This window comes from Pseudoroseomonas cervicalis (assembly GCF_030818485.1).
GTDB lineage: Bacteria > Pseudomonadota > Alphaproteobacteria > Acetobacterales > Acetobacteraceae > Pseudoroseomonas > Pseudoroseomonas cervicalis_A.
In genome coordinates this window covers 505,947-526,047 of the sequence record NZ_JAUTAJ010000004.1, presented here as the reverse complement: position 1 = coordinate 526,047, position 20,101 = coordinate 505,947, and the positions used below count along the sequence as shown (strand labels likewise).

Annotated in this window: 21 protein-coding genes and 1 tRNA gene; 11 read left to right on the top strand and 11 right to left on the bottom strand. The window is 72.7% G+C overall.

Features of this window, described 5'->3' with window-relative positions:
* Positions 1–7 precede the first annotated feature (7 nt).
* The 3 genes from QE401_RS06360 to QE401_RS06350 all read right to left on the bottom strand — a co-directional run bounded on the left by QE401_RS06360 (position 8) and on the right by QE401_RS06350 (position 3,412).
* Positions 8–982, bottom strand: coding sequence for an NAD-dependent epimerase/dehydratase family protein (locus QE401_RS06360; RefSeq protein WP_307137408.1), 975 nt, complete (start codon positions 980–982; stop codon positions 8–10).
* A 375-nt stretch (positions 983–1,357) separates the two neighbouring features.
* Entirely contained in the window at positions 1,358–2,665 is a 1,308-nt protein-coding gene (locus QE401_RS06355) for a dicarboxylate/amino acid:cation symporter (RefSeq protein WP_307137407.1), read from the bottom strand.
* A 378-nt stretch (positions 2,666–3,043) separates the two neighbouring features.
* A complete protein-coding gene (locus QE401_RS06350) occupies positions 3,044–3,412 on the bottom strand; it encodes a RidA family protein (RefSeq protein ID WP_307137406.1) in 369 nt (122 codons plus the stop codon).
* A gap of 36 nt (positions 3,413–3,448) precedes the next feature.
* On the opposite strand from QE401_RS06350, the gene QE401_RS06345 reads away from it, so the two are divergent.
* The gene (locus tag QE401_RS06345) at positions 3,449–4,144 is read left to right on the top strand and encodes an exopolysaccharide biosynthesis protein (RefSeq protein ID WP_307137405.1); all 696 of its coding nucleotides are present in this window, start codon (positions 3,449–3,451) and stop codon (positions 4,142–4,144) included.
* A gap of 2 nt (positions 4,145–4,146) precedes the next feature.
* Here QE401_RS06345 and QE401_RS06340 read toward each other — a convergent pair whose 3' ends face one another.
* Together QE401_RS06340 and QE401_RS06335 are read right to left on the bottom strand one after the other, a co-directional pair.
* A complete protein-coding gene (locus QE401_RS06340; protein WP_307137404.1) occupies positions 4,147–5,019 on the bottom strand; it encodes a metal ABC transporter permease in 873 nt (290 codons plus the stop codon).
* 83 nt (positions 5,020–5,102) lie between these two features.
* Positions 5,103–5,834 (bottom strand): metal ABC transporter ATP-binding protein, encoded by a 732-nt coding sequence (locus tag QE401_RS06335; RefSeq protein ID WP_307137403.1) that lies wholly within the window; start codon positions 5,832–5,834, stop codon positions 5,103–5,105.
* Between the two features lie 210 nt (positions 5,835–6,044).
* On the opposite strand from QE401_RS06335, the gene QE401_RS06330 reads away from it, so the two are divergent.
* The 6 genes from QE401_RS06330 to QE401_RS06305 all read left to right on the top strand — a co-directional run bounded on the left by QE401_RS06330 (position 6,045) and on the right by QE401_RS06305 (position 12,808).
* Positions 6,045–7,316, top strand: a complete 1,272-nt coding sequence (locus QE401_RS06330) for a DUF445 domain-containing protein (protein WP_307137402.1) — start codon at positions 6,045–6,047, stop codon at positions 7,314–7,316.
* Between the two features lie 286 nt (positions 7,317–7,602).
* A complete protein-coding gene (efp, locus tag QE401_RS06325) occupies positions 7,603–8,169 on the top strand; it encodes an elongation factor P (protein WP_307137401.1) in 567 nt (188 codons plus the stop codon).
* Positions 8,170–8,335: 166 nt separating this feature from the next.
* The gene (locus QE401_RS06320; protein ID WP_307137400.1) at positions 8,336–9,175 is read left to right on the top strand and encodes an inositol monophosphatase family protein; all 840 of its coding nucleotides are present in this window, start codon (positions 8,336–8,338) and stop codon (positions 9,173–9,175) included.
* Positions 9,176–9,338: 163 nt separating this feature from the next.
* Positions 9,339–9,881: a hypothetical protein gene (locus QE401_RS06315; protein ID WP_307137399.1), complete on the top strand. Its 543-nt coding sequence runs from the start codon at positions 9,339–9,341 to the stop codon at positions 9,879–9,881.
* A complete protein-coding gene (locus QE401_RS06310) occupies positions 9,878–11,032 on the top strand; it encodes a MotA/TolQ/ExbB proton channel family protein (protein ID WP_307137398.1) in 1,155 nt (384 codons plus the stop codon). Before QE401_RS06315 ends, QE401_RS06310 begins: the two co-directional genes overlap by 4 nt.
* Before the next feature lie 1,437 nt (positions 11,033–12,469).
* Entirely contained in the window at positions 12,470–12,808 is a 339-nt protein-coding gene (locus QE401_RS06305; RefSeq protein ID WP_307137397.1) for an OmpA family protein, read from the top strand.
* 77 nt (positions 12,809–12,885) lie between these two features.
* Here the strand turns inward: QE401_RS06305 and QE401_RS06300 are convergent.
* Positions 12,886–12,971 (bottom strand) — tRNA-Leu (locus QE401_RS06300).
* A 91-nt stretch (positions 12,972–13,062) separates the two neighbouring features.
* Entirely contained in the window at positions 13,063–13,686 is a 624-nt protein-coding gene (locus QE401_RS06295; RefSeq protein WP_307137396.1) for a glutathione S-transferase family protein, read from the bottom strand.
* Positions 13,687–13,849: 163 nt separating this feature from the next.
* Between QE401_RS06295 and cysE the strand changes: the two genes are divergently transcribed.
* The 3 genes from cysE to QE401_RS06280 all read left to right on the top strand — a co-directional run bounded on the left by cysE (position 13,850) and on the right by QE401_RS06280 (position 15,916).
* A complete protein-coding gene (gene cysE, locus QE401_RS06290; protein WP_307137395.1) occupies positions 13,850–14,683 on the top strand; it encodes a serine O-acetyltransferase in 834 nt (277 codons plus the stop codon).
* A 10-nt stretch (positions 14,684–14,693) separates the two neighbouring features.
* Positions 14,694–15,161 (top strand): disulfide bond formation protein B, encoded by a 468-nt coding sequence (locus QE401_RS06285; protein ID WP_307137394.1) that lies wholly within the window; start codon positions 14,694–14,696, stop codon positions 15,159–15,161.
* A 77-nt stretch (positions 15,162–15,238) separates the two neighbouring features.
* Positions 15,239–15,916 carry a hypothetical protein gene (locus QE401_RS06280; protein ID WP_307137393.1) on the top strand — a complete coding sequence of 226 codons (678 nt, stop codon included), beginning with the start codon at positions 15,239–15,241 and terminating at the stop codon, positions 15,914–15,916.
* A gap of 37 nt (positions 15,917–15,953) precedes the next feature.
* Here QE401_RS06280 and QE401_RS06275 read toward each other — a convergent pair whose 3' ends face one another.
* The gene (locus QE401_RS06275; RefSeq protein ID WP_307140193.1) at positions 15,954–16,532 is read right to left on the bottom strand and encodes an HNH endonuclease; all 579 of its coding nucleotides are present in this window, start codon (positions 16,530–16,532) and stop codon (positions 15,954–15,956) included.
* A 163-nt stretch (positions 16,533–16,695) separates the two neighbouring features.
* Positions 16,696–17,364 carry an alpha/beta hydrolase gene (locus QE401_RS06270; protein ID WP_307137392.1) on the bottom strand — a complete coding sequence of 223 codons (669 nt, stop codon included), beginning with the start codon at positions 17,362–17,364 and terminating at the stop codon, positions 16,696–16,698.
* 50 nt (positions 17,365–17,414) lie between these two features.
* Here QE401_RS06270 and gluQRS point away from each other — a divergent pair, with 50 nt between their 5' ends.
* The gene (gluQRS, locus tag QE401_RS06265; RefSeq protein WP_307137391.1) at positions 17,415–18,266 is read left to right on the top strand and encodes a tRNA glutamyl-Q(34) synthetase GluQRS; all 852 of its coding nucleotides are present in this window, start codon (positions 17,415–17,417) and stop codon (positions 18,264–18,266) included.
* 62 nt (positions 18,267–18,328) lie between these two features.
* On the opposite strand, the gene QE401_RS06260 is transcribed toward gluQRS, so the two are convergent.
* Complete coding sequence (locus QE401_RS06260; protein WP_307137390.1) at positions 18,329–18,478, bottom strand: hypothetical protein; 150 nt, start codon at positions 18,476–18,478, stop codon at positions 18,329–18,331.
* A 40-nt stretch (positions 18,479–18,518) separates the two neighbouring features.
* Positions 18,519–19,952 (bottom strand): mannose-1-phosphate guanylyltransferase/mannose-6-phosphate isomerase, encoded by a 1,434-nt coding sequence (locus QE401_RS06255; protein ID WP_307137389.1) that lies wholly within the window; start codon positions 19,950–19,952, stop codon positions 18,519–18,521.
* Between the last annotated feature and the right edge of the window lie 149 nt (positions 19,953–20,101).

The window sequence follows — 20,101 nt, the reverse complement described above, 5'->3', positions numbered from 1 at the left end:
CGGTCGGTCAGAGGTAGTCGGCCAGGCGCGGGCGGAACCAGTCGAGGCTGCGGCGCAGCCCCTCCGCCAGGCTGGTTTCGGGGGCCCAGCCGGTGGCGGCGCGGAAGGCGCTGTCATCGGCGTGGTAGCTGCCGATATCGATCGGCGCGCGGTCGGCGGGGAATTCCTTCACCCGGTATTCGCCACCGCCATGGGCGGCGATGGCGGCCTCGGCCAGCTCGGTGAGCGTCACGGGCGACGAGCCGCCGAGGTTGAAGGCGCGGCCGGCGCAGCCCGGCGTCTCGGCCGCGCGCAGGAAGGCGGCGACGACATCGTCCAGATAGGCCAAATCGCGCAGCTGGGCGCCGCCCCAGACCTCGAAGGCCTCGCCCTCCAGCAGCCGGCGGAACCAGATGCCGAGGAAGGTCTGCCGCGCATCCTTCACCCGCAGCCGCGGGCCGTAGCAATTGGTCAGCCGCAGCGCGACGACGGGGCGGCCCTGCACGCGGCCTTCCATCAGCCAGTACTGCTCGCCGGCCAGCTTGGAGACGCCATTGGCATCGGGCGGCGCGATCGGGTGCTTCTCATCGACCGGCAGATAGGCCGGGCGGCCGTAGAACTGCCGCGTCGAGGCATGCACCACCACCGCCTGCGGCGAGCCCTGGCGCAGCGCCGCGATCAGCCGCAGCTGCGCATGGCCGTTGATGGCCAGGTCGGTGAAGGGGTCGGCCATGGAGCCGGCATGGCTGGTCTGGGCCGCCATGTTGAAGACCGCGTCCAGCCCCTGGCAATGCGGGGCGAGGTCGGCGTCGCAGAGATCGGCCACCACCAGATGGGCGCCGCTGCCGGCCAGATTGGCCGGATTGGCCCCGCCATCGGGGCGCATCGAATCGAGGGCGGTGACATGGGCGCCGCGCGCGGCCAGGGCGTGGCAGAGGCCGCTGCCCAGGAAGCCGGCGCCGCCGGTGACCAGCACGCGCTTGCCCTGCCAGAAGCCGCTCATGCCGCCGGCTCCGCGGAGCGGGGGCATGGGGGGCGGCGGCGCCGCGCGGCGGGTCCAGACGCTGTGGACATCGCTTCGGGTTCTCTCGGATGGCAGAGCGGAGGCTGTCCCACCATTGCGGCGGAAGCAGGGCCGCGGGACGACCTTGCCGGGGCAGCGCGCCTGCCGGAAGCACGAGCATGCCCGCTCCCCCCACCCAGGTGAAGAGCGATCACGCCAGCGCGAGGTATTTCTGTGCGGCGTTTGTTTCCGGTTTCTTGCCCCGGTGTCAGGCGAGGCGGTGGCCGGAGAGCGCCGGGGCCCGCGCGCCGCCGCCCTGCCCGCCCCCCTTGCCCGCACCCTGCCAGCCGGGGCCGCCCTTGGGCGGCGCCGCGCTCAGGCGGCGTGGCGCGCCTGCTCCGGCGCCGCATCCTCGCCGGCATGGTGCGGGCCGCGCGCCAGCTCCTCGGTCAGCCGCGCCTGGTCCAGCTCCCCCTCCCAGCGGCTGACGGCGATGCAGGCCACGCCATTGCCCACCAGATTGGTCAGCGCCCGGCATTCGCTCATGAACTTGTCGATGCCGATCAGCACCGCCAGCGCCTGGATCGGGATGTCGGGGATGACCGAGAGCGTGGCCGCCAGGGTGATGAAGCCCGCCCCCGTCACGCCCGAGGCGCCCTTGGAGGTCAGCATGGCCACGAGGAGAATGGTCAGCTCCTGCCCCAGGGTCAGCGGCGTGTTGGTGGCATAGGCCAGGAACAGCGTCGCCAGCGTCATGTAGATGTTGGTGCCGTCCAGGTTGAAGCTGTAGCCGAGCGGCACGGTCAGCCCCACGACATTCGGCGCGCAGCCCAGCCGCTCCATCTTGCGCATCACCTGCGGCAGCACGCTCTCGCTGCTCGATGTGCCGAGCACGATCAGCAGTTCCTCGCGGATGTAGTTGAGGAAGCGCAGGATGGAGAAGCCGCAGAACCGGGCGATGCTGCCCAGCACCAGCAGCACGAAGAGCAGCGAGGTGATGTAGAAGGTCGCCACCAGCTCGCCCAGCCGCAGCAGCGAGCCGATGCCATACTGGCCGATGGTGAAGGCCATGGCGCCGAAGGCACCCACCGGCGCCGCCTTCACCACGATGCGCACGATGCCGAAGAACACCGCCGCCATCTGGTCGATGGCATGCGTGACCGGCACCCGCGCCTTCTCCGGCAGGGCGTTGATGGCGAAGCCGGTCAGCACCGCCAGGAACAGCACCTGCAGCAGGTCGCCGCCGACGAAGGCGCCGAAGAAGGTGTCGGGGATGATGGCCATCAGATGGCCGACCACGCTCTCCCCTTCCGCCTTCTGGGTGAAGCCCTGCACCGCGCTGGCATCGAGTTGCGAGGGGTCGATGTTGAAGCCCGAGCCGGTGCGGAACAGCTTGGCCACGATCAGCCCGATGGCCAGGGCGAAGGTCGAGACCACCTCGAAATACAGGATCGCCTTCAGCCCGACGCGGCCGACCTTGCTGGCATCGCGCACGCTGGCGATGCCATGCACCACGGTGCAGAACACCACCGGGGCGATCACCACCTTGATCAGCTTGACGAAGGCATCGCCGAGCGGCTTCAGCGCCGCCCCGGCGGCGGGGTAGAGCGCGCCGAGCGCCACGCCCAGCACGATCGCGATCAGCACCTGCACATAGAGCAGGCCAAGCCAGCGGCGTATCATCCTGTCCCATCCTCGCTTGCGGGGCCGGCGGCGCGGCGGCAGCAGGGCCCGGCCCGCCGGGGGCGGCGGGGCAAGGGGGCGATCCGCGCGCCGGGCCGGAGGGGCCGTTCGGGATCGGGAACCGGGGCCGTGATGCAGCGCGGGGCCAGCCCGGCATCGCCCGCGCTAGGCGGGAGCGCAGCGGGGGCGGTGCCGTGGCTGCGTAACGCCGCGCGCCCGGCGGCGTCACGCGCGGCGGGTGCCGCCCGGGCGGCCCGGTGCCGCGGCCCCTGGCCGAGATCGCTGTCTTATACAGGATTTGCGCGAAAGCTTGCGGCGGGGTGAAATCGAATCCATGCGCAGCGGCGGGCCGGGGCGCCGCCGCCGTGCGGCCAGGCCTCAGCCCGGGGCCAGCGCGATGCCGGTGATCTCCACCTTCCATTGCGGGTCGACCAGCGGCGCCTGGATGGTCATGCGCGCCGGCTTGTGGCTGCTGTCCAGCCAGGCATCCCAGGCGCGGTTCATCGCCGCGGCGTCGGCAATGTCGGCCAGCACCACCTGCACCTGCAGCAGCGCGCGCTTGTCGGTGCCCGCCTCGGCCAGCAGCGCGTCGATCTGCGCCAGGATGTCGGCCGTCTGCCCCTCCGCGTCGAGCGTGGCGTCATCGGCCACCTGCCCGGCCAGGAAGACGAAGCCCCCGGCAACGGTGGCCCCGGAGAGGCGTTGCTCGGGGGCCAGGCGGCGGATGGCGGCGAGGTGCTGCGTCATGATGATCCCTTGCGGAGTGGAAGGAACGAGACTGGCATGCTGGGCTGGATGCGGCGAGAGGGCGGCAGGGACAGGGCGGAGGCCGGCCTCAGCCGCGACCTGATCGCCCGCGCCTTCGACAGCACCATGCGGCGCCGCCGCACCGTGCCGAAGCCGCCGCCCTGCGATCTGGGCGGGCTGCTCGACTGCCTGGAAGAAGCCTGCGCCCATGCCGAGACCGTCACCGGCCAGGCGGTGATGGACCAGATCGGCCAGCGCAGCTTCGGCGCGCTGATCCTGCTGCCGGCCATCATCGTGGTCTCGCCGCTCTCCGGCGTCATCGGCGTGCCCAGCGCCGCGGCGCTGCTGATCGTGGCCGTCGCCGGCCAGCTGCTGCTGGGACGGCATGATGTGCGCATCCCGCAGCGCATCGCCCACCGCGCCGTGCCCTGTCGCCGCGTGCACCAGGCGATGCGGGTGCTGCGGCCGATGGCGCGCATCGTCGATGGCGTGCTGCGCCCGCGGCTGACCCTGCTGACGCAGGGGGCCGCCAGCCGTGCCATCGCCGCCGCCTGCATCCTGCTGGCGCTGACCATGCCGCCGCTGGAGATGCTGCCCTTCGCCAGCACGCTGATCGCCAGCGTCATCAGCCTGTTCGGCCTGGCGCTGCTGGCCAATGACGGGGTGATGGCGGTGCTGGGCTATCTCGGCCTGGCCGGGCTGGCCGGGACCGGGCTGTACCTGCTGGTCTAGCCTCAGCCGGCCAGATGCGGCCGCCGCAGCAGCCGCGGCAGCACCCCATCCACCGGCCCCGCCACCACCGACAGCGCCCAGATGGCGCCCGCCACCAGCACGATGGCCGGCCCCGTCGGCCAGTCCAGATGGTAGGAGAACAGCAGCCCGGCCAGGCTGCTGAACAGCGCGATGCCGACCGAGGCATAGACCATGGCGCCGACGCTGCGCCCCCAATGCCGCGCCGCCACCGCCGGCAGCATCATCAGCCCGACCGCCATCAGCGTGCCCAGCGCCTGGAAGGCAGCGAGCACGTTCAGCACCAGCAGACCCAGGAACACCATGTGCCACAGCCCGCCTTGCGCCCGCGCCGCGGCGGCGAAGCCGGGGTCGAAGCATTCCAGCACCAGCGGCCGCCAGGCGAAGGCCAGCACCAGCAGCGTCAGGCTGGACACCCCGGCCATCAGGAACAGCGCGGCATCATCGACGCCCAGCACGCTGCCGAACAGCAGATGCGACAGCTCGACCGAGCCCGCCCTTGTCGAGATCAGCGTCACGCCGAGCGCCAGCGCCACCAGGTAGAGCGCCGCCAGCGCCGCATCCTCCCGCCCGCCAGTGGCGCGCGACACCGCGCCCGCGCCGACCGCCACCACCAGCCCGGCCACCAGCCCGCCGATCGACATCGCCGTCACCGAGAGGCCCGCCACCAGGAAACCCACGGCAATGCCGGGGAGGATGCCATGCGCCAGAACATCGGCCGTCAGGCTCATGCGGCGGAGGACCAGGAAGACGCCGAGGGGGGGCGCGGCCAGGGACAGCGCCAGGCAGCCAATCAGGGCGCGGCGCAAAAAGCCGAACTCGGCGAAGGGGGACCAGAGGAGGTCGAGCAAGGCCATGTTCCAAAAAGTCCGGGGGAATGAATTCCCCCGGAACCCCCTTCTTTTTTTCTGTCAGGGCCGGGCGCCGCTGGCGCCCGGCATCAGGCGGCGCGGGCGCAGGCCTCGGCCTGCTCGTCCCAGGCCTCGGCCATCATCCGGGCGCGCAGGCGGTTCTGCGCGCTCAGCACCTCCTCGGTCGGGCCCCAGGCGACCGGCTCGCGCGCCAGCAGCAGCGTGCGCGGAAAATGCTCGCGCACCAGCTCAAGGTCATGCAGCACGGCCAGCACGGTGCGGCCCTCGCCATGCCAGCGGCGCACCAGACCCAGCAGGTCATGCGCGGTGCGGGCATCGACGGCATTGAACGGCTCGTCCAGCAGGATCACCGGCGCGTCCTGCACCAGCAGCCGCGCGAACAGCACGCGCTGGAACTGCCCGACCGACAGGCTGCCGACCAGCCGGCGCTCGAACCCCTCCAGCCCCACCGCCGCCAGCGCCTTGCGGGCGGCCGACGCCTCGGCCGGGCGCAGCGCGCGGAAGGCGCCGGCGCGCGACCAATGGCCGAACAGCACCACATCCAGGCAGGAGATCGGAAACTGCCGGTCCAGCGCCGCCGCCTGCGGCAGCAGCGCGATCGCCTCGCGCGGCGTCTGCAGCGCCCCCTCCACCGCCGGATGCAGCCCGGCAATGGCGCGCAGCAGCGTCGACTTGCCGGCGCCGTTCGGGCCCACGATCGCCGTCAGGCTGCCCGCCTCGAAACAGCCGGAGACATGGTGCACCGCCGGGCGCCGCCCATGCGTCAGCGTCACATCGCTCAGGGTGATCGGCAGGCTCATGCCCCGCGTGCCCAGACCACGCCGCCCCACAGCAGCGCCAGCAGCAGCAGCGACAGCGCCAGCCTGGCGCCGGCACCGGAGGACAGCGCCAGGGGATCGGGGAAGCGGAAGCTCATGGCGTTACGAAATAACATTCCCCAACCGCCGGACAAGCCCTTTTGTCGCGGCGCGCCTCCCGCCGGGCGCATGGCTTCCCTACCTTGGGGAATAATGCCGCTTCCCGATCCCGAGGCCGAGCTCCGCCGCGCCCTCGCCCGCCACCGGCGCTTCGCCACCGCCCTCCTGCTGCTGATGGCCGCGCTGACGCTGGGTGCCTACGCCCTGCCGCCCGGCTACTGGACCGACCTGCTGCAGGCCAGCGCCAAGGCCGGGCTGGTCGGCGGCCTGGCCGACTGGTTCGCGGTGACGGCGCTGTTCCGCCGCCCGCTCGGCCTGCCCATCCCGCACACCGCCATCATCCCGCGGCAGAAGGAGCGGCTGGGCCGTGGCCTCGGCCGCTTCGTCGGCAACCATGTGCTGACCGAGGCGGAGCTGGACCGTGTGCTGGCCCGCGTCGACCTGGCCGGGCTGCTGCGCCGCTGGCTCTCCGACCCCGCCGCCACCCGCCCCGCCGCCGAGGCCCTGGCGCGCAGCCTGCCCGCTTTGCTGAACGCGCTGGAGGATGGCCGCGCCCGGCGGCTGATCCAGCGCCTGCTGCCGCGCCTGGTCTCCGGCCCCGGCTCGGCCCGGCTGCTGGCCAGGGCGCTGCGGGCGCTGGTGGCGGGCGGCCAGCACCAGGCGGTGTTCGGCCTGGCGCTGGAGCAGCTGAAGGCGCTGCTGGCCGCCAAGGAGGAGGATCTGCGCGCCGCCATCCAGGCCCGCGTCCGCGCCGAGGGCGGCGCCGTCGTCGGCTGGCTGGCCGGCGGCACCGTGGCCCGCCGCATCCTGAGCGCCATCAACCAGGAGCTGGACAAGGTCGAGCCCGGCGACAGCACGCTGCGCGTCGCCTTCGAGACCTGGCTGATGGCCGAGATCGACCGGCTGGAGACCGACCCGGAGCGCGCCGCCGCCCTGGGCCGCGCGCTGCGCGATGCCGCCGGCCACCCCGCCGTCGCCGCCTGGCTGATGGATCTCTGGGCCCGGCTGAAGCGCATGGTCGCCGAGGATGCGGCCGCCCCCGAGGGCCGTGGCGTCGCCCTGGTCGCCGGGCTGCTGGCCAATCTCGGCACGCTGCTGCAGGAGGACGCGGCGGCGCGGGAGCGGGTGAACGGCATGGCCCGCCGCGGCCTGCGCGCCCTGCTGCCCACCGCCCAGGCGCAGCTCTCGGAGTTCATCGCCGGCGTGGTGGCGCGCTGGGACACGGCGACGGTGGTGGAGAAGATCGAGCTGCGTGTCGGGCGCGACCTTCAATATGTGCGGGTCAATGGCACGCTGGTGGGCTTCCTGGCGGGTGGCGCGCTGTTCGCGCTGCTGCATGCGGTCTTTGGAAGAGTGGCATTTTAAGAGAGTGTTCTTTTTTGAAAAAAAGAACCAAAAAACTTTTGTCCGTTGGCGTCCCGCCTATGGCCTGAGGTGGGACGCCAAACTGAAAGAAGTCTTTTTGCTTCTTTTTCTTCAGAAAAAGAAGATTTCTGGCTGATATCTGCTTCCACCGCAGACCAGCCCCGCCTCATGCGCGGAATGGTTGCCACCCGCCGCTTTGCCGGGTAAAGCGCCCGCCGCCCGCGCGGTGTGGCCTGTGGTCGCCCGCGCCTTGTTCCTTCAGCCCGATGAAGCAGGTGCCAAGCCCATGAAGCAGCAGGCCAACCAGATGCGGCCCGGTCAGGTCATCGAGTATGAGGGCCGGCGCTGGACGGTGCTCAAGATCCAGATCATCACCCCGGGCAAGGGCGGCGCCTTCATCCAGGTCGAGATGCGCGACATCAAGACCGGCACCAAGAAGGACGATCGCTGGCGCACCGCCGACACGGTCGAGCGCCTGATGACCGAGGACAAGGAGTTCACCTACTCCTACGCCGACGGCGACAATCTGGTGCTGATGGATCCCGAGACCTTCGAGCAGACCATCGTGCCGGCCGCCATCCTGGGTGACCGCCTGCCCTTCCTGGCCGAGAACATGACCGTCTCCGTCAAGCTGATCGAGGGCGACCCGGTGGCCATGGAGCTGCCGCAGCACGTCACGCTCGAGATCGTCGAGGCCGATCCGGTGGTGAAGGGGCAGACCGCCTCCTCCTCCTACAAGCCGGCCGTGCTGTCGAACGGCGTGAAGACCATGGTGCCCCCCTTCATCACCGCGGGCGAGAAGATCGTGGTGAAGACCGAGGACGCCTCCTATGTCGAGCGCGCCAAGGGCTGATCGACCCTGAGCCGGGCCGGGCCTCGCCCGGCCCTCCCGCCGGCGGTTGCTGCCCGCCGGCCGGGACACCCAGGGGGCCCTGCCGCCCTGGCGGACCGCGCGGAAGAGGCAGCTCTTCCGCCCGCAGCCCCTCCGTTGATTGAAGCCCCTGGAGCTCACCCTCGCCATGGCCGCATCCGCCCGCCTGTCCCCCGCCCTGAATGTCGTGGTCAATGCCGTGCAGAAGGCCGGCCGCCGCCTGCTGCGGGATTTCGGCGAGGTGGAGCAGCTGCAGGTCTCCATGAAGGGCCCGGGCGATTTCGTCTCCCAGGCCGATATCCGGGCCGAGGAGACGCTGCGCGCCGAGCTCGGCCGCGCCCGCCCCGCCTTCGCCTTCCTGGGCGAGGAGCAGGGCGAGAGCGGTGCCGCCGACTGGGAATGGCGCTGGGTGATCGACCCGCTGGACGGCACCACCAACTTCCTGCACGGCATCCCGCACTGGGCGGTCTCGGTCGGCATCGAGAAGCGCACCGGCCCCGAGACCAGCGAGATCGTCGCCGGCGTCATCTACAACCCGGCCGCCGATGAGCTGTTCTGGGCCGAGAAGGGCATGGGCGCCTTCCTCAACGACCGCCGCCTGCGCGTCTCCGGCCGCCGCGACATGCTGCAGGCGGTGTTCGCCACCGGCATCCCGTTTGCCAAGATCCAGCGCAAGGCCGAGTTCAGCGCCATCCTGGCCCGGCTGATGCCGCAGGTCTCGGGCGTGCGCCGCATGGGCTCCGCCTCGCTCGACCTCGCCTGGACCGCCGCCGGCCGCTACGAGGGCTTCTGGGAGCTCGGGCTGAACAAGTGGGACATCGCCGCCGGGCTGATCATCCTGAAGGAGGCCGGCGGCTGGGCCACCGACCCCGAGGGCAACGACCCCTATCTCAGCGGCAATGTCATCGCCGGCAACCCGCTGCTGCAGCCCAAGCTGCGCGACGTGGTCAATGAGGGCATCGCCCTGGTCGAGCGCGCCCGCGGCTGATCGAAGGCGCGGGGACGGCGCGGCATGGAGCGGGGAATTTCTTTCCCCGGCCTTTCGTTACAGCCTGTCCCCGCGTTTCCCCCGCCCGGTTTTGTGGTCTAGGGTGCGGCGCAGAATGCGTGCCCCTTCCCTTCCCTTTCCGTGCCGCCTCCGCCGCCCCCTGGTGGCGCTGGCACTGATTCCGCTGCTCGGGCTGGCCCTGCCGGGCGCGCCGCCGGCGCTGGCGCAGCCGGATGGCGCCCTGCCGGCCGACCCGGCCGCCGCCGCGCCGCTTCCGCCCGACCTGACCCGCCCGCCCCGCCCCTCCCAGCCCCTGCCGCAGCCCAGCCTGCCGCTGGCGCGCGGCATCGAGGTGCTGCCGACCGGCGGCTGGCGGCTGACCGGCCCGCTGGCCGAGGGCCGCGCCGATGCCGCGGCGCAGAACGCGCTGGCCGGCATCGGCCGCTGGCTGGCGCAGACCGAGGGGCGGGTGACCATCCTGGCCCAGGTCTCCGGGCCGGAGGAGGATGTCTCCGCCGCCCACCGCGCCGCGCTGGACCATGGCCGCGCGCTGCGCCGCCTGCTGGAGCAGGCCGGGCTGGACGGCACCCGCATCGACATCCGCGCCCTCGGCCGCACCGCCGAGGCGCGCGATTCCATCGAGCTGCTGCCGCCCAGCGGCCGCCAGGCGCACCCGTCTCAGAGCCAGAGCCAGACCCGCCCATGACCCGCCCCACCCACTACCTGCTGCGGATGCTGGCCTTCCTGGCCGCGGTCGCGGTGCTGGCCGTGCTGCTCTCCGCCGAGCTGCTGCACGCCTTCGCCGCCAACCCGCTGCTGAACAGCGTCATCCTGGCGGTGCTGCTGCTCGGCATCGGCTGGAACATCCGCCAGGTGCTGGGTCTGAAGCCGGAGGTGGAGTGGCTGGAGGGCTTCCGCGCGCCGAAAGCCGGCAGCGCCGGCGGCGCCGCCCGCCCCGCGCCGCGCCTGCTGGCGCCGATGGCCTCGATGTTCTCCGCCCGGCGCGGCGACCGGCTGTCGCTGTCGACCAGCGCGATGCGCGGCGTGCTGGACGGCATCGCCTCCCGCCTCGATGAGAGCCGCGAGCTGTCGCGCTACATGACCGGGCTGTCGATCTTCCTCGGCCTGCTCGGCACCTTCTGGGGGCTGATCCTGACGATCGGCGCGGTGGCCGATGTCATCAACTCGATGTCGGTCGGCTCGGGCGACCTGAACCAGCTGTTCAACCAGCTGAAATCGGGGCTGGCGCAGCCGCTCTCCGGCATGGGGGTCGCCTTCTCCTCCTCCATGCTGGGCCTGGCCGGCGCGCTGGTGCTGGGTTTCCTCGACCTGACCGCCGGCCAGGCGCAGAGCCGCTTCTATTCCGAGCTGGAGGAATGGCTGGCCGGCGTCACCCGCCTCTCCTCCGGCGTGCTGGGCGGCGATGGGGAGATGGGCGGCTCGGTCCCCGCCTATGTGCAGGCGCTGCTGGAGCAGACCGCCGAGAACCTGGAGAACCTGCAGCGCATCATGGCGCGCGGCGAGGAAAGCCGCGCCGCCTCCTCCCAGGCGCTGCACACGCTGACCGAGCGGCTGTCGATCATGGCCGACCAGATGCGCGCCAACCAGGTGCTGATGCAGCGCATGGCCGAGGCCCAGTCCGGCCTGGCGCCGACGCTGGCCCGGCTGGCCGAGGCGCAGGCGCACAACCCGGCCGATGAGGCGGCGCGCGGCCATCTGCGCAACATCGAGATCTACCTGGCGCGGATGAGCGAGGACGTCGCCCAGGGCCGCGCCCAGTCCACCGCCGAGATCCGCGGCGAGATCAAGATCCTGGCCCGCACCATCGCCGCGCTCGCCGAGGAAGGCCCGCGGTGAGCGCGCCGCACCCGCCGCGGGGGCGCTGAGCCATGGCGCTCGGCCGGGGCCGCAACCGGGAGGGCATCAATGCCTGGCCCGGCTATGTGGACGCGCTGTCCACCCTGCTGATGGTCATCATCTTCGTGCTGCTGGTCTTCGCGCTGGCGCAGGGATTTTTGTCTGTCGCCCTCTCCTCGCGCGACCAGGCGCTGGACCGGCTGAACCGGCAGGTGGCGGAACTCGCGGAACTGCTGTCGCTGGAGCGCGGCCAGGGCGCCGAGCTGCGCGGCAATGTGGCGCGGCTGACCGAGGAGCTGCGCGGCGCCGCCGCCTCGCGCGACGCGGCGCTCGGCCAGCTTTCCGGCCTGCGCGAGGAGCGCGACCGCCAGGCCAGCGAGCGCGACACGCTGCGCGCCGAGCGCGACCGGCTCTCCGCCCGGCTGGCCGATCTGGAGCTGTCGGCCGGTGGCGCCGCAGCCCGCATCGCCAGCCTGGAGCAGCGCCTGGCCGAGGCGCAGAACCGCGCCGAGGCGATCGGCGGCGGCACCGCGCAGACGCTGGGCGACCTGACCGCCGCCCGCCGCGCCCTGGAGGCCGAACGCAGCGCCCTGGCCGAGACCCGCCGCCAGCTGGAGCAGGCCCAGGCCCGCGCCGGCGGCGCCGAGGCGGCGCGCGACCAGAATGCCGCGGCGCTGGCCGCCGCGCAGCAGCAGCTGGAGAGGCTGCGCGCCGAGGCCGAGGCGCTGAACCGGACCGTCACCGCCGACCGCGCCACCATCGAGGCGCGGCTGGCCGATATCGCCCGGCTGACCCAGCAGGTGCAGCAGCTGACCGCGCTGCGCGACGAGCTGGAACGCCGCGCCCAGGCCGCCTTGGACCGCGCCGGAGAGCAGGAGCGCGCCCGCAGCGCCGCCGAGGCGCTGGCCCAGGCCGAGGCCGCCCGCCGCCAGGCCGCCGAGAGCGCCGCCGCCGAAGCTGGCACCGCTCGCCAGGGCGCCGAGGCCGCCGCGCGCGAGGCCGCCGAGGCCCGCCGCGCCGCCGAAGCCAATGCCGCCGCCGCCGCCGAGGCGCGCCGCCGGGCCGAGGCCGCCACCGGCGAGGCGGCAGAGGCGCGTCGCCGGGCCGAGGCCGAGGGCGGCGAGCATGCCCGCCTCGCCGAGAGCGCCCGCGCCCAGGTGGCGCTGCTGACCCAGCAGGTGACGCAGCTGCGCGCCGAGCTGTCGCGCATCGCCGCCCTGCTGGAGGCCGAGGAGCAGTCCGGGCGCGACAAGGAGGCGCAGATCAGCCAGCTCGGCCAGCGGCTGAACGCGGCGCTGGCCGCGCGCGTCGAAGAGCTGCAGCGCTACCGCAGCGATTTCTTCGGCCGGCTGCGCGACGTGCTGGGCGACCGGCCGGAGGTGCGCATCGTCGGCGACCGCTTCGTCTTCCAGGGCGAGGTGCTGTTCCCGGTGGGCGGTGCCGAGCTCTCGGCGGCCGGCCAGCAGCAGCTGCGCGCCCTGGCGCAGGTGCTGCTCGACGTCACGCGGCGCTTTCCCGCAGGATTTGGCCTGGATCCTGCGCGTCGACGGCCATGCCGACCGCAGCCCGCTGCGCGCCGGCGCCCGCTACGCCTCGAACTGGGAGCTGTCGGCAGCGCGCGCCATCGCGGTCGGCCAGTTCCTGATCGGCGAGGGGCTGCCGCCCAACCGCGTCGCCGCCACCGCCTTCGGCGAGTACCAGCCGATTGACCCCGGCGATTCGCCCGAGGCCTTCGCCCGCAACCGCCGCATCGAGCTGCGGCTGACCGACCGCTGAGCGCGGGCGCGGCGGCCATGCCGTGCCCCGCCGGCGCCGACGCCGGGCGGCCAGACCTGGGATTCAAGGGAAGCTGTTGGTGCGGGCGGTCGGACTCGAACCGACATATCCGTGAGGATGGCGGATTTTGAATCCGCTGCGTCTACCATTCCACCACGCCCGCCTGCCGTCCCGTGGGACGACGGATTCCAGATACAGGATGCCGCGCCGCGCGTCACCTGGGTCCGCGGGGATGCGCGCGGCGCGGCGGCGGTTCAGCTCATCGGCCGGCAGACATGGGTGGCATAGCCCGGGCGCTGGCAGAGGCGCTCATACCAGCGGCGCAGATGGGGCAGCTCCGGCCGCTCGATCGGCAGGGCGAACCAGCGATAGGCGAAGATGCCGAGCGCGATATCGGCCAGCGAGAATTCGCCCTCGATGAAGTCGCGCCCCTCCAGCCTGCGGTCGACCAGGCTCCACAGCGACGCCGCCTTCTGCCGCGCCGCCTCGGTCGCCGTCCAGTCGCGCTCGGCCTCGGGGATGCGCACATGGGTGAAGAAGATCGTCGTCATCGGCGCCGAGAGATGCGCCAGCTGCCAGTCCATCCAGCGCTCGATGCCGGCCCGCGCCCGGGGCTCGGCCGGGTAGAGCGCCGCGCCGCCGGGCGTGCTGCCGGCCAGGTAGCGCAGGATGCTGTTGCTCTCCCACAGCGCCCAGCCATCCGGCTCCTGCAGCACCGGCACCAGCGAATTCGGGTTCATCGCCTTGTAGGCCGCATCCTGCGTCAGGCCGAAGGCGCCGCCGGCGTCGCGCCGCTCATAGGGCATGCCGGTCTCGGCCGCGAACCAGAGCAGCTTCATGACATTGCTGCTGTTGGCGCGGCCCCAGATGATTCGCATGGCGTCCTCCCTGCCTGACGCGGCACGGTATGCGCGCCCCGCCGGACGGTCCAGCCACCCTGGCGCTTGACCCGGGGCCGCGGCGGGAACAGGTATCGTCCGGAAACCCGATCGGCGACAGACGACCCGGCGCGGGCGCCGGAAGGCCCCGAAGGAGCCCCGCATGAACCAGGCCCTGCCCCATCCCCGCCCGCCCCGCCAGGCGCCGGAGACGCTCGACCCCGTCTGGTCCCGCATCCGCCAGGAGGCCGAGGCGGCGGCGGCGCGCGAGCCGGAGCTGGCGGGCTTCCTGCACGCCGCCGTGCTGCAGCACGACACGCTGGAATCGGCGCTGGCCAGCCGCGTCGCCGACCGGCTCGACCATGCCGACCTGCCGACCGCCCTGCTGCGCCGCTCGCTGGAGCGCGCCCTGGAGGAGGATCCGCAGCTGCGCGAGGCGGTGCGCAGCGACATCATGGCGGTGGTGGACCGCGACCCGGCGACCAGCCGGGCGCTGGAGCCGCTGCTCTACTACAAGGGCTTCCACGCGCTGACGGCGCACCGCCTGGCGCATCTGCTGTGGAGCGAGGGGCGGCGCGACCTGGCGCTGTGGCTGCAATCGCGCAGCTCCGTCGTGTTCCAGACCGACATCCACCCGGCGGTGCCGATCGGCCGCGGCATCTTCCTCGACCACGCCACCGGGCTGGTGGTGGGCGAGACGGCGGTGATCGAGGACAATGTCTCCATCCTGCAGGGCGTCACGCTGGGCGGCACCGGCAAGGAGGGCGGCGACCGCCACCCCAAGATCCGCCATGGCGTGCTGATCGGCGCCGGCGCCAAGGTGCTGGGCAATATCGAGATCGGCCATTGCGCCCGCATCGCCGCCGGCTCCGTGGTGCTGAAGCCGGTGCCCTCCGGCTTCACCGTGGCCGGGGTGCCGGCCCGGCTGGTCGGCCGGGCCGGCTGCGCCGAGCCCTCGCTCGCCATGGATCAGCTGCTCGACCCCACCGAAGAGTGACGCCAAGCCTGTGATCCCGTTTCCGCTGCTGGTGGCCGCCCTGGCCGCCGCCGCCCCGCTGCTGGCCATGGCCAGCGAGCGCTGGGGCGGGCTGAACCCCTGCGCCCTCTGCCTCTGGCAGCGCTGGCCCTACTGGCTGGGCGCCGTTCTGGCGCTGCTGGCGCTGGTGCTGCCGCGCCGGCTGATGCTGGCCCTGGCGGGGCTGGCCATCCTTGGCTCCGGCGCCGTGGCGGTGCTGCATCTGGGGGTGGAGGCGAAATGGTGGCCCTCGCCCCTGCCCTCCTGCTCGGCCCCCAGCGCCGGCAACGCGGCGAGTGTCGAGGAGCTGATGAACGCCCTCTCCGACCGCCCGGCCAAGCCCTGCGACGAGCCCACCTATCTGATCCCCGGCCTGCCCATCTCCATGGCGGGGATGAACCTGGCCTATGCGCTGGGCCTCGGCGCCCTGGCGCTATGGGGGGCGCGGCGGCGCGGCTGAGCCGGTCCCCCGCCAGGGATGGCGCGCCGGCCGGCGGGCGCGCATCCTGGCCGGCCAGAGACCGGACCCGATCCCCGATGCCGCGATTCGCCCCCCTGACGCTGCTCCTGCTGCTGCCGCTGCTGGCCGCGGGCTGCGCCGCCACGCAGCGCCAGCAGGGCCAGGCGGAGCGCCAGGCCCTGCTGCAGCGCCTGCCCGCGGAGATCAACGGCTTCACCCTGCAGCCGCCGCCGCCCGATGCCGTCACCGACCACTCCGCCCGGCAGCTCTACCGACAGGGCGAGGCCGGGGTGCTGATCGGGGTCATGCTGACCGGCATCGACCCCGGGGTGCCGGAGGGCGCGGATTCGCCGCCCGCCCGCGTGCTGCGCGCCGCCATCGCGACGCAGATCTTCGCCCAGGCCGGCAGCCTGCCCGGCGCCCAGGCCGAGCGCGGCCCGGATTTCAACATCAGCCGCCGCGGCGAGACGCCGCCGCTGGCCGGCTGCGCCGATCTCCGCCTGCACCATCAGGCGCGCATGCTGCGCGACCTGAGCTGCACCGCCGTGATCGAGCGGCAGGTGCTGCTGGTGAAGCTGCTGACGGTGCACGGCCCGGACCAGGTGGACGCGGTGCGCCAGATGATGGGCGATTTCTCCGGCCGGGTGGTCGAGGCGATGCGCCAATTGCCGCCGCCGGAGAATGACGCCGGCGCGCCGCCCGCGGGGGCCGGCAAGCCCCAGGCGGAACCGCCGCGCCGCCTGCAACGCACCTGAGGCCCGCGCCGCCTGGGACGGCGGGCGGGAGGGCGGCTCAGCCCTCCAGCTCGGTGTCCCAGTAGAGATAGTCGCGCCAGCTCTCATGCAGGTAGTTGGGCGGGAACATCCGGCCATTCTCCTGCAGCTCCCAGCTGGTCGGCTGGCGAGGCACCTGGCGGGGGAACATGTGGATCTCGGCCGGCAGCTTCGAGCCCTTGCGCAGATTGCAGGGGCCGCAGGCGGTCACGACATTCTCCCAGCTGGTGCGGCCGCCGCGGCTGCGCGGGATGACATGGTCGAAGGTCAGCTCCTGGGTCGGCCGCTCATCGCCGCAATAGACGCAGGAGAAGCTGTCGCGCAGGAACACGTTGAAGCGCGTGAAGGCCGGCCGCCGCGCCGAGGGGATGTATTCCCGCAGCGCGATGACGCTGGGCAGCCGGATGGCGTGGCGCGGCGAGCGCACCACCGCGTCATACTCGGACAGCACCGAGACGCGGTCGAGATAGACCGCCTTCACCGCATCCTGCCAGGACCACAGCGACAGCGGAAAATAGGATAGCGGGCGGAAATCCGCATTCAACACCAAGGCCGGGAAGCCTCCGGCGGCGCTGCCGCCCTGGCCTCCCGCAGACATCCCGTCAGGCAAGCGCCGCTCCTTTCAAGCTGCGCGCCGCAAGTGCTGGGGCCGGACCCGGCGGTCAGGCCCCAGATATCGTGGCGCCACCGGTGTGCGGCCCGATTCATGCCAGCCCGGGACGGCCGGTGCAAGGACCGGCCGGGCGGGTTTCACATCGCTGTCACGCCCCCGGTGCCAGCCGCGCGGCGTTGCGCTGCAAAAACAACGCCCCCGCCGTCAGCCCGGCATCGTCGATGCCATGCGCCAGGCGCGGGCAGTAGAGCGACTCCACCGGCACGCCACGGGCGCGCAGCACCGCCTCGGCGCTGCGGCTGGACTGCACCGGCACCACCTCATCCACCTCGCCATGCACCAGCAGCGTCTCGGGGCGGGAGGCGATCTCGGCCTCCAGCAGTTCCTCGCCGATCAGCCGGCCGGAATAGGCCAGGATGGCGAAGGGCGGCACGGTCCGGCGCAGCCCGGTGAACAGCGCCATCATCGCCCCCTGGCTGAAGCCCATCAGCGCCACGGCGCTCTCGGGCAGGCCGGCGGCGGCGCATTCGCGGGCGATCAGCGCGTCCAGCAGCGGCCGCGCCGCCTGGGCGCCGGCCAGCATCGGCCCCGGGCTGCGATCGGCCAGGCTGAACCATTGCCGGCCATAGGGCCCCGCCTCGCAGGGGAACGGCGCGTGCGGCGAGACGAACAGCGCCTGCGGCAGCGCCCGCGCCCAATGCGGCGCCAGGTCGATCAGGTCATTGCCATCGGCGCCATAGCCATGCAGCAGGATGACGATCTGCTGCGGCTTGCCCCCATCCTTCGGCCCCCAACGCGGCCCGTCCAACGCCTGCATGCGGCTTCCCCTTGCTGTGCTCCGGTCGCCTCCGCTACGCGCGATCGGAGATGGCTGCAACACTGGTCACACGCTTCGCCCCCTCCCCCACCGGCAGGCTGCATCTGGGCCACGCCCACAGCGCCCTGCTGGCCTGGCGCCTGGCCCGCGCCGCCGGCGGGCGCTTCCTGCTGCGCATCGAGGATATCGACCCGGTGCGCTGCCGCCCCGAATTCGTCGATGGCATCCTGGAGGACCTGGCCTGGCTGGGGCTGGACTGGGACGGGCCGGTGCGGCGGCAATCGGAGCATCTGCCCGAATACCGCGCCGTGCTGGAGCGGCTGGATCACCTCGGGCTGCTCTATCCCTGCTTCTGCACCCGCGCCGACATCGCCCGCGAGATCGCCGCCATCGGCCATGCGCCGCACGGGCCGGATGGCGCGCTCTATCCCGGCACCTGCCGGCGGCTCTCGCCCGCCGAGCGGGCGGGGCGCATCGCGTCAGGGGAGCCCTATGCGCTGCGCCTCGACATGGCGGCGGCGCTGGCCCGCGCGCCCCGGCCGCTCTCCTGCCTGGAGCATGGCCAGCGCCGGCGCTGCGACCCCGGGCAATTCGGCGATGTGGTGCTGGCGCGCAAGGACATCCCGGCCAGCTACCATCTCTGCGTCACCCATGACGACGCGCTTCAGGGGGTGACGCTGGTGACCCGGGCCGAGGACCTGGCGCCGGCCACCGACCTGCACCGGCTGCTGCAGGCGCTGCTGGGCTGGAAACCGCCGCGCTACTGCCATCACGGGCTGCTGCTGGGGGCGGATGGGAAGCGCCTGTCCAAGCGGGACAATGCGCCGACGCTGCAGGGGCTGCGGGAGAAGGGCCTGACGCCGGAGGCGGTGCGAGAGATGGCAAGCGCCGGGGGAGAATGAATTCTCCCCCGGACCCCCTCATCTTTTTTCTGTCAGGGCCGGCCGCCGCTGGCGGCCGGCGCTCAGCGGCGCAGGGCGGCGATGACGAAGATGACGGCGGCGATCAGGCCGATCGCCACGATGCCCTGCACCACGGCGAAATTCGGCGCATCCTCCGCGATCAGCAGGGTGGTCACCGCACCGGCGGCGGCCAGGACGAAGCGGACCCACATGGCACCCTCCCTTTGCGGGACGGTGCCATGCTAGGCCGGTTCAGGCGCGCCCGTAAGTGTCCTCGAAGCGGACGATATCGTCCTCGCCGAGATAGGAGCCCGACTGCACCTCGATCAGGGTGAGCGGGATCATGCCGGGGTTCTCCATGCGGTGGACGCAGCCCAGCGGCAGGTAGATGGATTCATTCTCGCGCAGCATGATGCGCTCGGCATCGCGCTCGACGATGGCGGTGCCGGCCACCACCACCCAGTGCTCGGCGCGGTGGTAGTGCTTCTGCAGCGACAGCTTCTGCCCGGGCTTGACCGAGATCTTCTTCACCTGGAAGCGGTCGCCCTTGATCAGCCCCTCGTAATGGCCCCAGGGGCGGTACATGCGGCGATGCTCGGTGGCCTCGGGGCGGCCCTGCGCCTTCAGCTGCTCGAGCAGCTTCTTGACGTCCTGCGCATGGTCGCGATGCATCGCCAGCACGGCGTCGTCGGTGACGACGATGACGGCATCCTCGAGCCCGACCACGCCGGTCAGCATGCCCTCGCTGCGGACATAGGAGTTGCGGGTGTTGTACAGCGCGACCGGCCCCTGCACCGCATTGCCCTGGGCATCCTTGGGCGAGACCTCCCACAGCGCCGCCCAGGAGCCGACATCGGACCAGCCGAGCGCCGCGGGCACCACCGCGGCGCGGTCGGTCTTCTCCATCACCGCGTAGTCGATGGAGATGTCGGGGGCCAGCGCGAAGGCGGCCGGGTCGAGGCGGATGAAGTCGAGATCGCGCGTCGCGCCCTCGACCGCGGCGCGCACCGCGGCCAGCAGATCCGGCGCCAGCCGCTCCAGCTCGGAGAGCAGCGTGGCGGCGGTGGCCACGAACATGCCGGAATTCCACAGATGCCGGCCGCCGGCCAGGAATTCGGCGGCGCGCGCCGCATCCGGCTTCTCGACGAAGCGGGCGATGGCGGAGACCCCCTCGACCCCCGGCAGCGCGGCGCCGGCCTCGATATAGCCATAGCCGGTCTCGGCGGCGGTGGGCCGCATGCCGAAGGTGACGATATGGCCCGCCCGCGCGGCCTCGGCGGCGCGGGCGAGGGCCGCGTGCAGCGCCACCGTGTCGCTGATCGCGGCATCGGCCGGCATCAGCCACAGCACGTCCTGCGGGTTCGCCTCATGCGCCAGCAGGGCGGCGGCGGCGATGGCGGGGGCGCTGTTGCGCGCCACCGGCTCCAGCACGATGCGCGCCTCCCCGACCGCCGCCTCGCGCAGCTGCTCGGCGATCAGGAAGCGATGCGCCTGGTTGCTGATCACCAGCGGCGCCGCGAAGCCCGTGCCGCTGGCCCGCGCCGCGGTGTCCTGCAGCATCGTCCGACGCGACAGCAGCGGCCAGAACTGCTTCGGGAAGCCCTCCCGCGACAGCGGCCACAGCCGGCTGCCCGTGCCGCCGCACAGGATGACGGGCACGATCTGGGGAGAGGGAGAGCTGCGCATGTCGTTGTCCCTGGCTTGCGCCGGCCATGATAGCCCGCAGGGCGTGGAAGGAAAGGGAGCCGGGCGGGATGAAGCGGGCCCGGGCCCCTGGCGCGGCCGCGCCCGCCTTTCGGCGGGGGGCCCCACGAAAAACCGCCCCGGCCTTGCGG

Coding starts and splice junctions, on each gene's coding strand:
- QE401_RS06360 (WP_307137408.1), bottom strand. CDS start 982: ATGAGCGGCTTCTGGCAGGGCAAGCGCGTGCTGGTCACCGGCGGCGCC.
- QE401_RS06355 (WP_307137407.1), bottom strand. CDS start 2,665: ATGATACGCCGCTGGCTTGGCCTGCTCTATGTGCAGGTGCTGATCGCG.
- QE401_RS06350 (WP_307137406.1), bottom strand. CDS start 3,412: ATGACGCAGCACCTCGCCGCCATCCGCCGCCTGGCCCCCGAGCAACGC.
- QE401_RS06345 (WP_307137405.1), top strand. CDS start 3,449: ATGCTGGGCTGGATGCGGCGAGAGGGCGGCAGGGACAGGGCGGAGGCC.
- QE401_RS06340 (WP_307137404.1), bottom strand. CDS start 5,019: ATGGCCTTGCTCGACCTCCTCTGGTCCCCCTTCGCCGAGTTCGGCTTT.
- QE401_RS06335 (WP_307137403.1), bottom strand. CDS start 5,834: ATGAGCCTGCCGATCACCCTGAGCGATGTGACGCTGACGCATGGGCGG.
- QE401_RS06330 (WP_307137402.1), top strand. CDS start 6,045: ATGCCGCTTCCCGATCCCGAGGCCGAGCTCCGCCGCGCCCTCGCCCGC.
- efp (WP_307137401.1), top strand. CDS start 7,603: ATGAAGCAGCAGGCCAACCAGATGCGGCCCGGTCAGGTCATCGAGTAT.
- QE401_RS06320 (WP_307137400.1), top strand. CDS start 8,336: ATGGCCGCATCCGCCCGCCTGTCCCCCGCCCTGAATGTCGTGGTCAAT.
- QE401_RS06310 (WP_307137398.1), top strand. CDS start 9,878: ATGACCCGCCCCACCCACTACCTGCTGCGGATGCTGGCCTTCCTGGCC.
- QE401_RS06295 (WP_307137396.1), bottom strand. CDS start 13,686: ATGCGAATCATCTGGGGCCGCGCCAACAGCAGCAATGTCATGAAGCTG.
- cysE (WP_307137395.1), top strand. CDS start 13,850: ATGAACCAGGCCCTGCCCCATCCCCGCCCGCCCCGCCAGGCGCCGGAG.
- QE401_RS06280 (WP_307137393.1), top strand. CDS start 15,239: ATGCCGCGATTCGCCCCCCTGACGCTGCTCCTGCTGCTGCCGCTGCTG.
- QE401_RS06275 (WP_307140193.1), bottom strand. CDS start 16,532: ATGTCTGCGGGAGGCCAGGGCGGCAGCGCCGCCGGAGGCTTCCCGGCC.
- QE401_RS06270 (WP_307137392.1), bottom strand. CDS start 17,364: ATGCAGGCGTTGGACGGGCCGCGTTGGGGGCCGAAGGATGGGGGCAAG.
- gluQRS (WP_307137391.1), top strand. CDS start 17,415: ATGGCTGCAACACTGGTCACACGCTTCGCCCCCTCCCCCACCGGCAGG.
- QE401_RS06260 (WP_307137390.1), bottom strand. CDS start 18,478: ATGTGGGTCCGCTTCGTCCTGGCCGCCGCCGGTGCGGTGACCACCCTG.
- QE401_RS06255 (WP_307137389.1), bottom strand. CDS start 19,952: ATGCGCAGCTCTCCCTCTCCCCAGATCGTGCCCGTCATCCTGTGCGGC.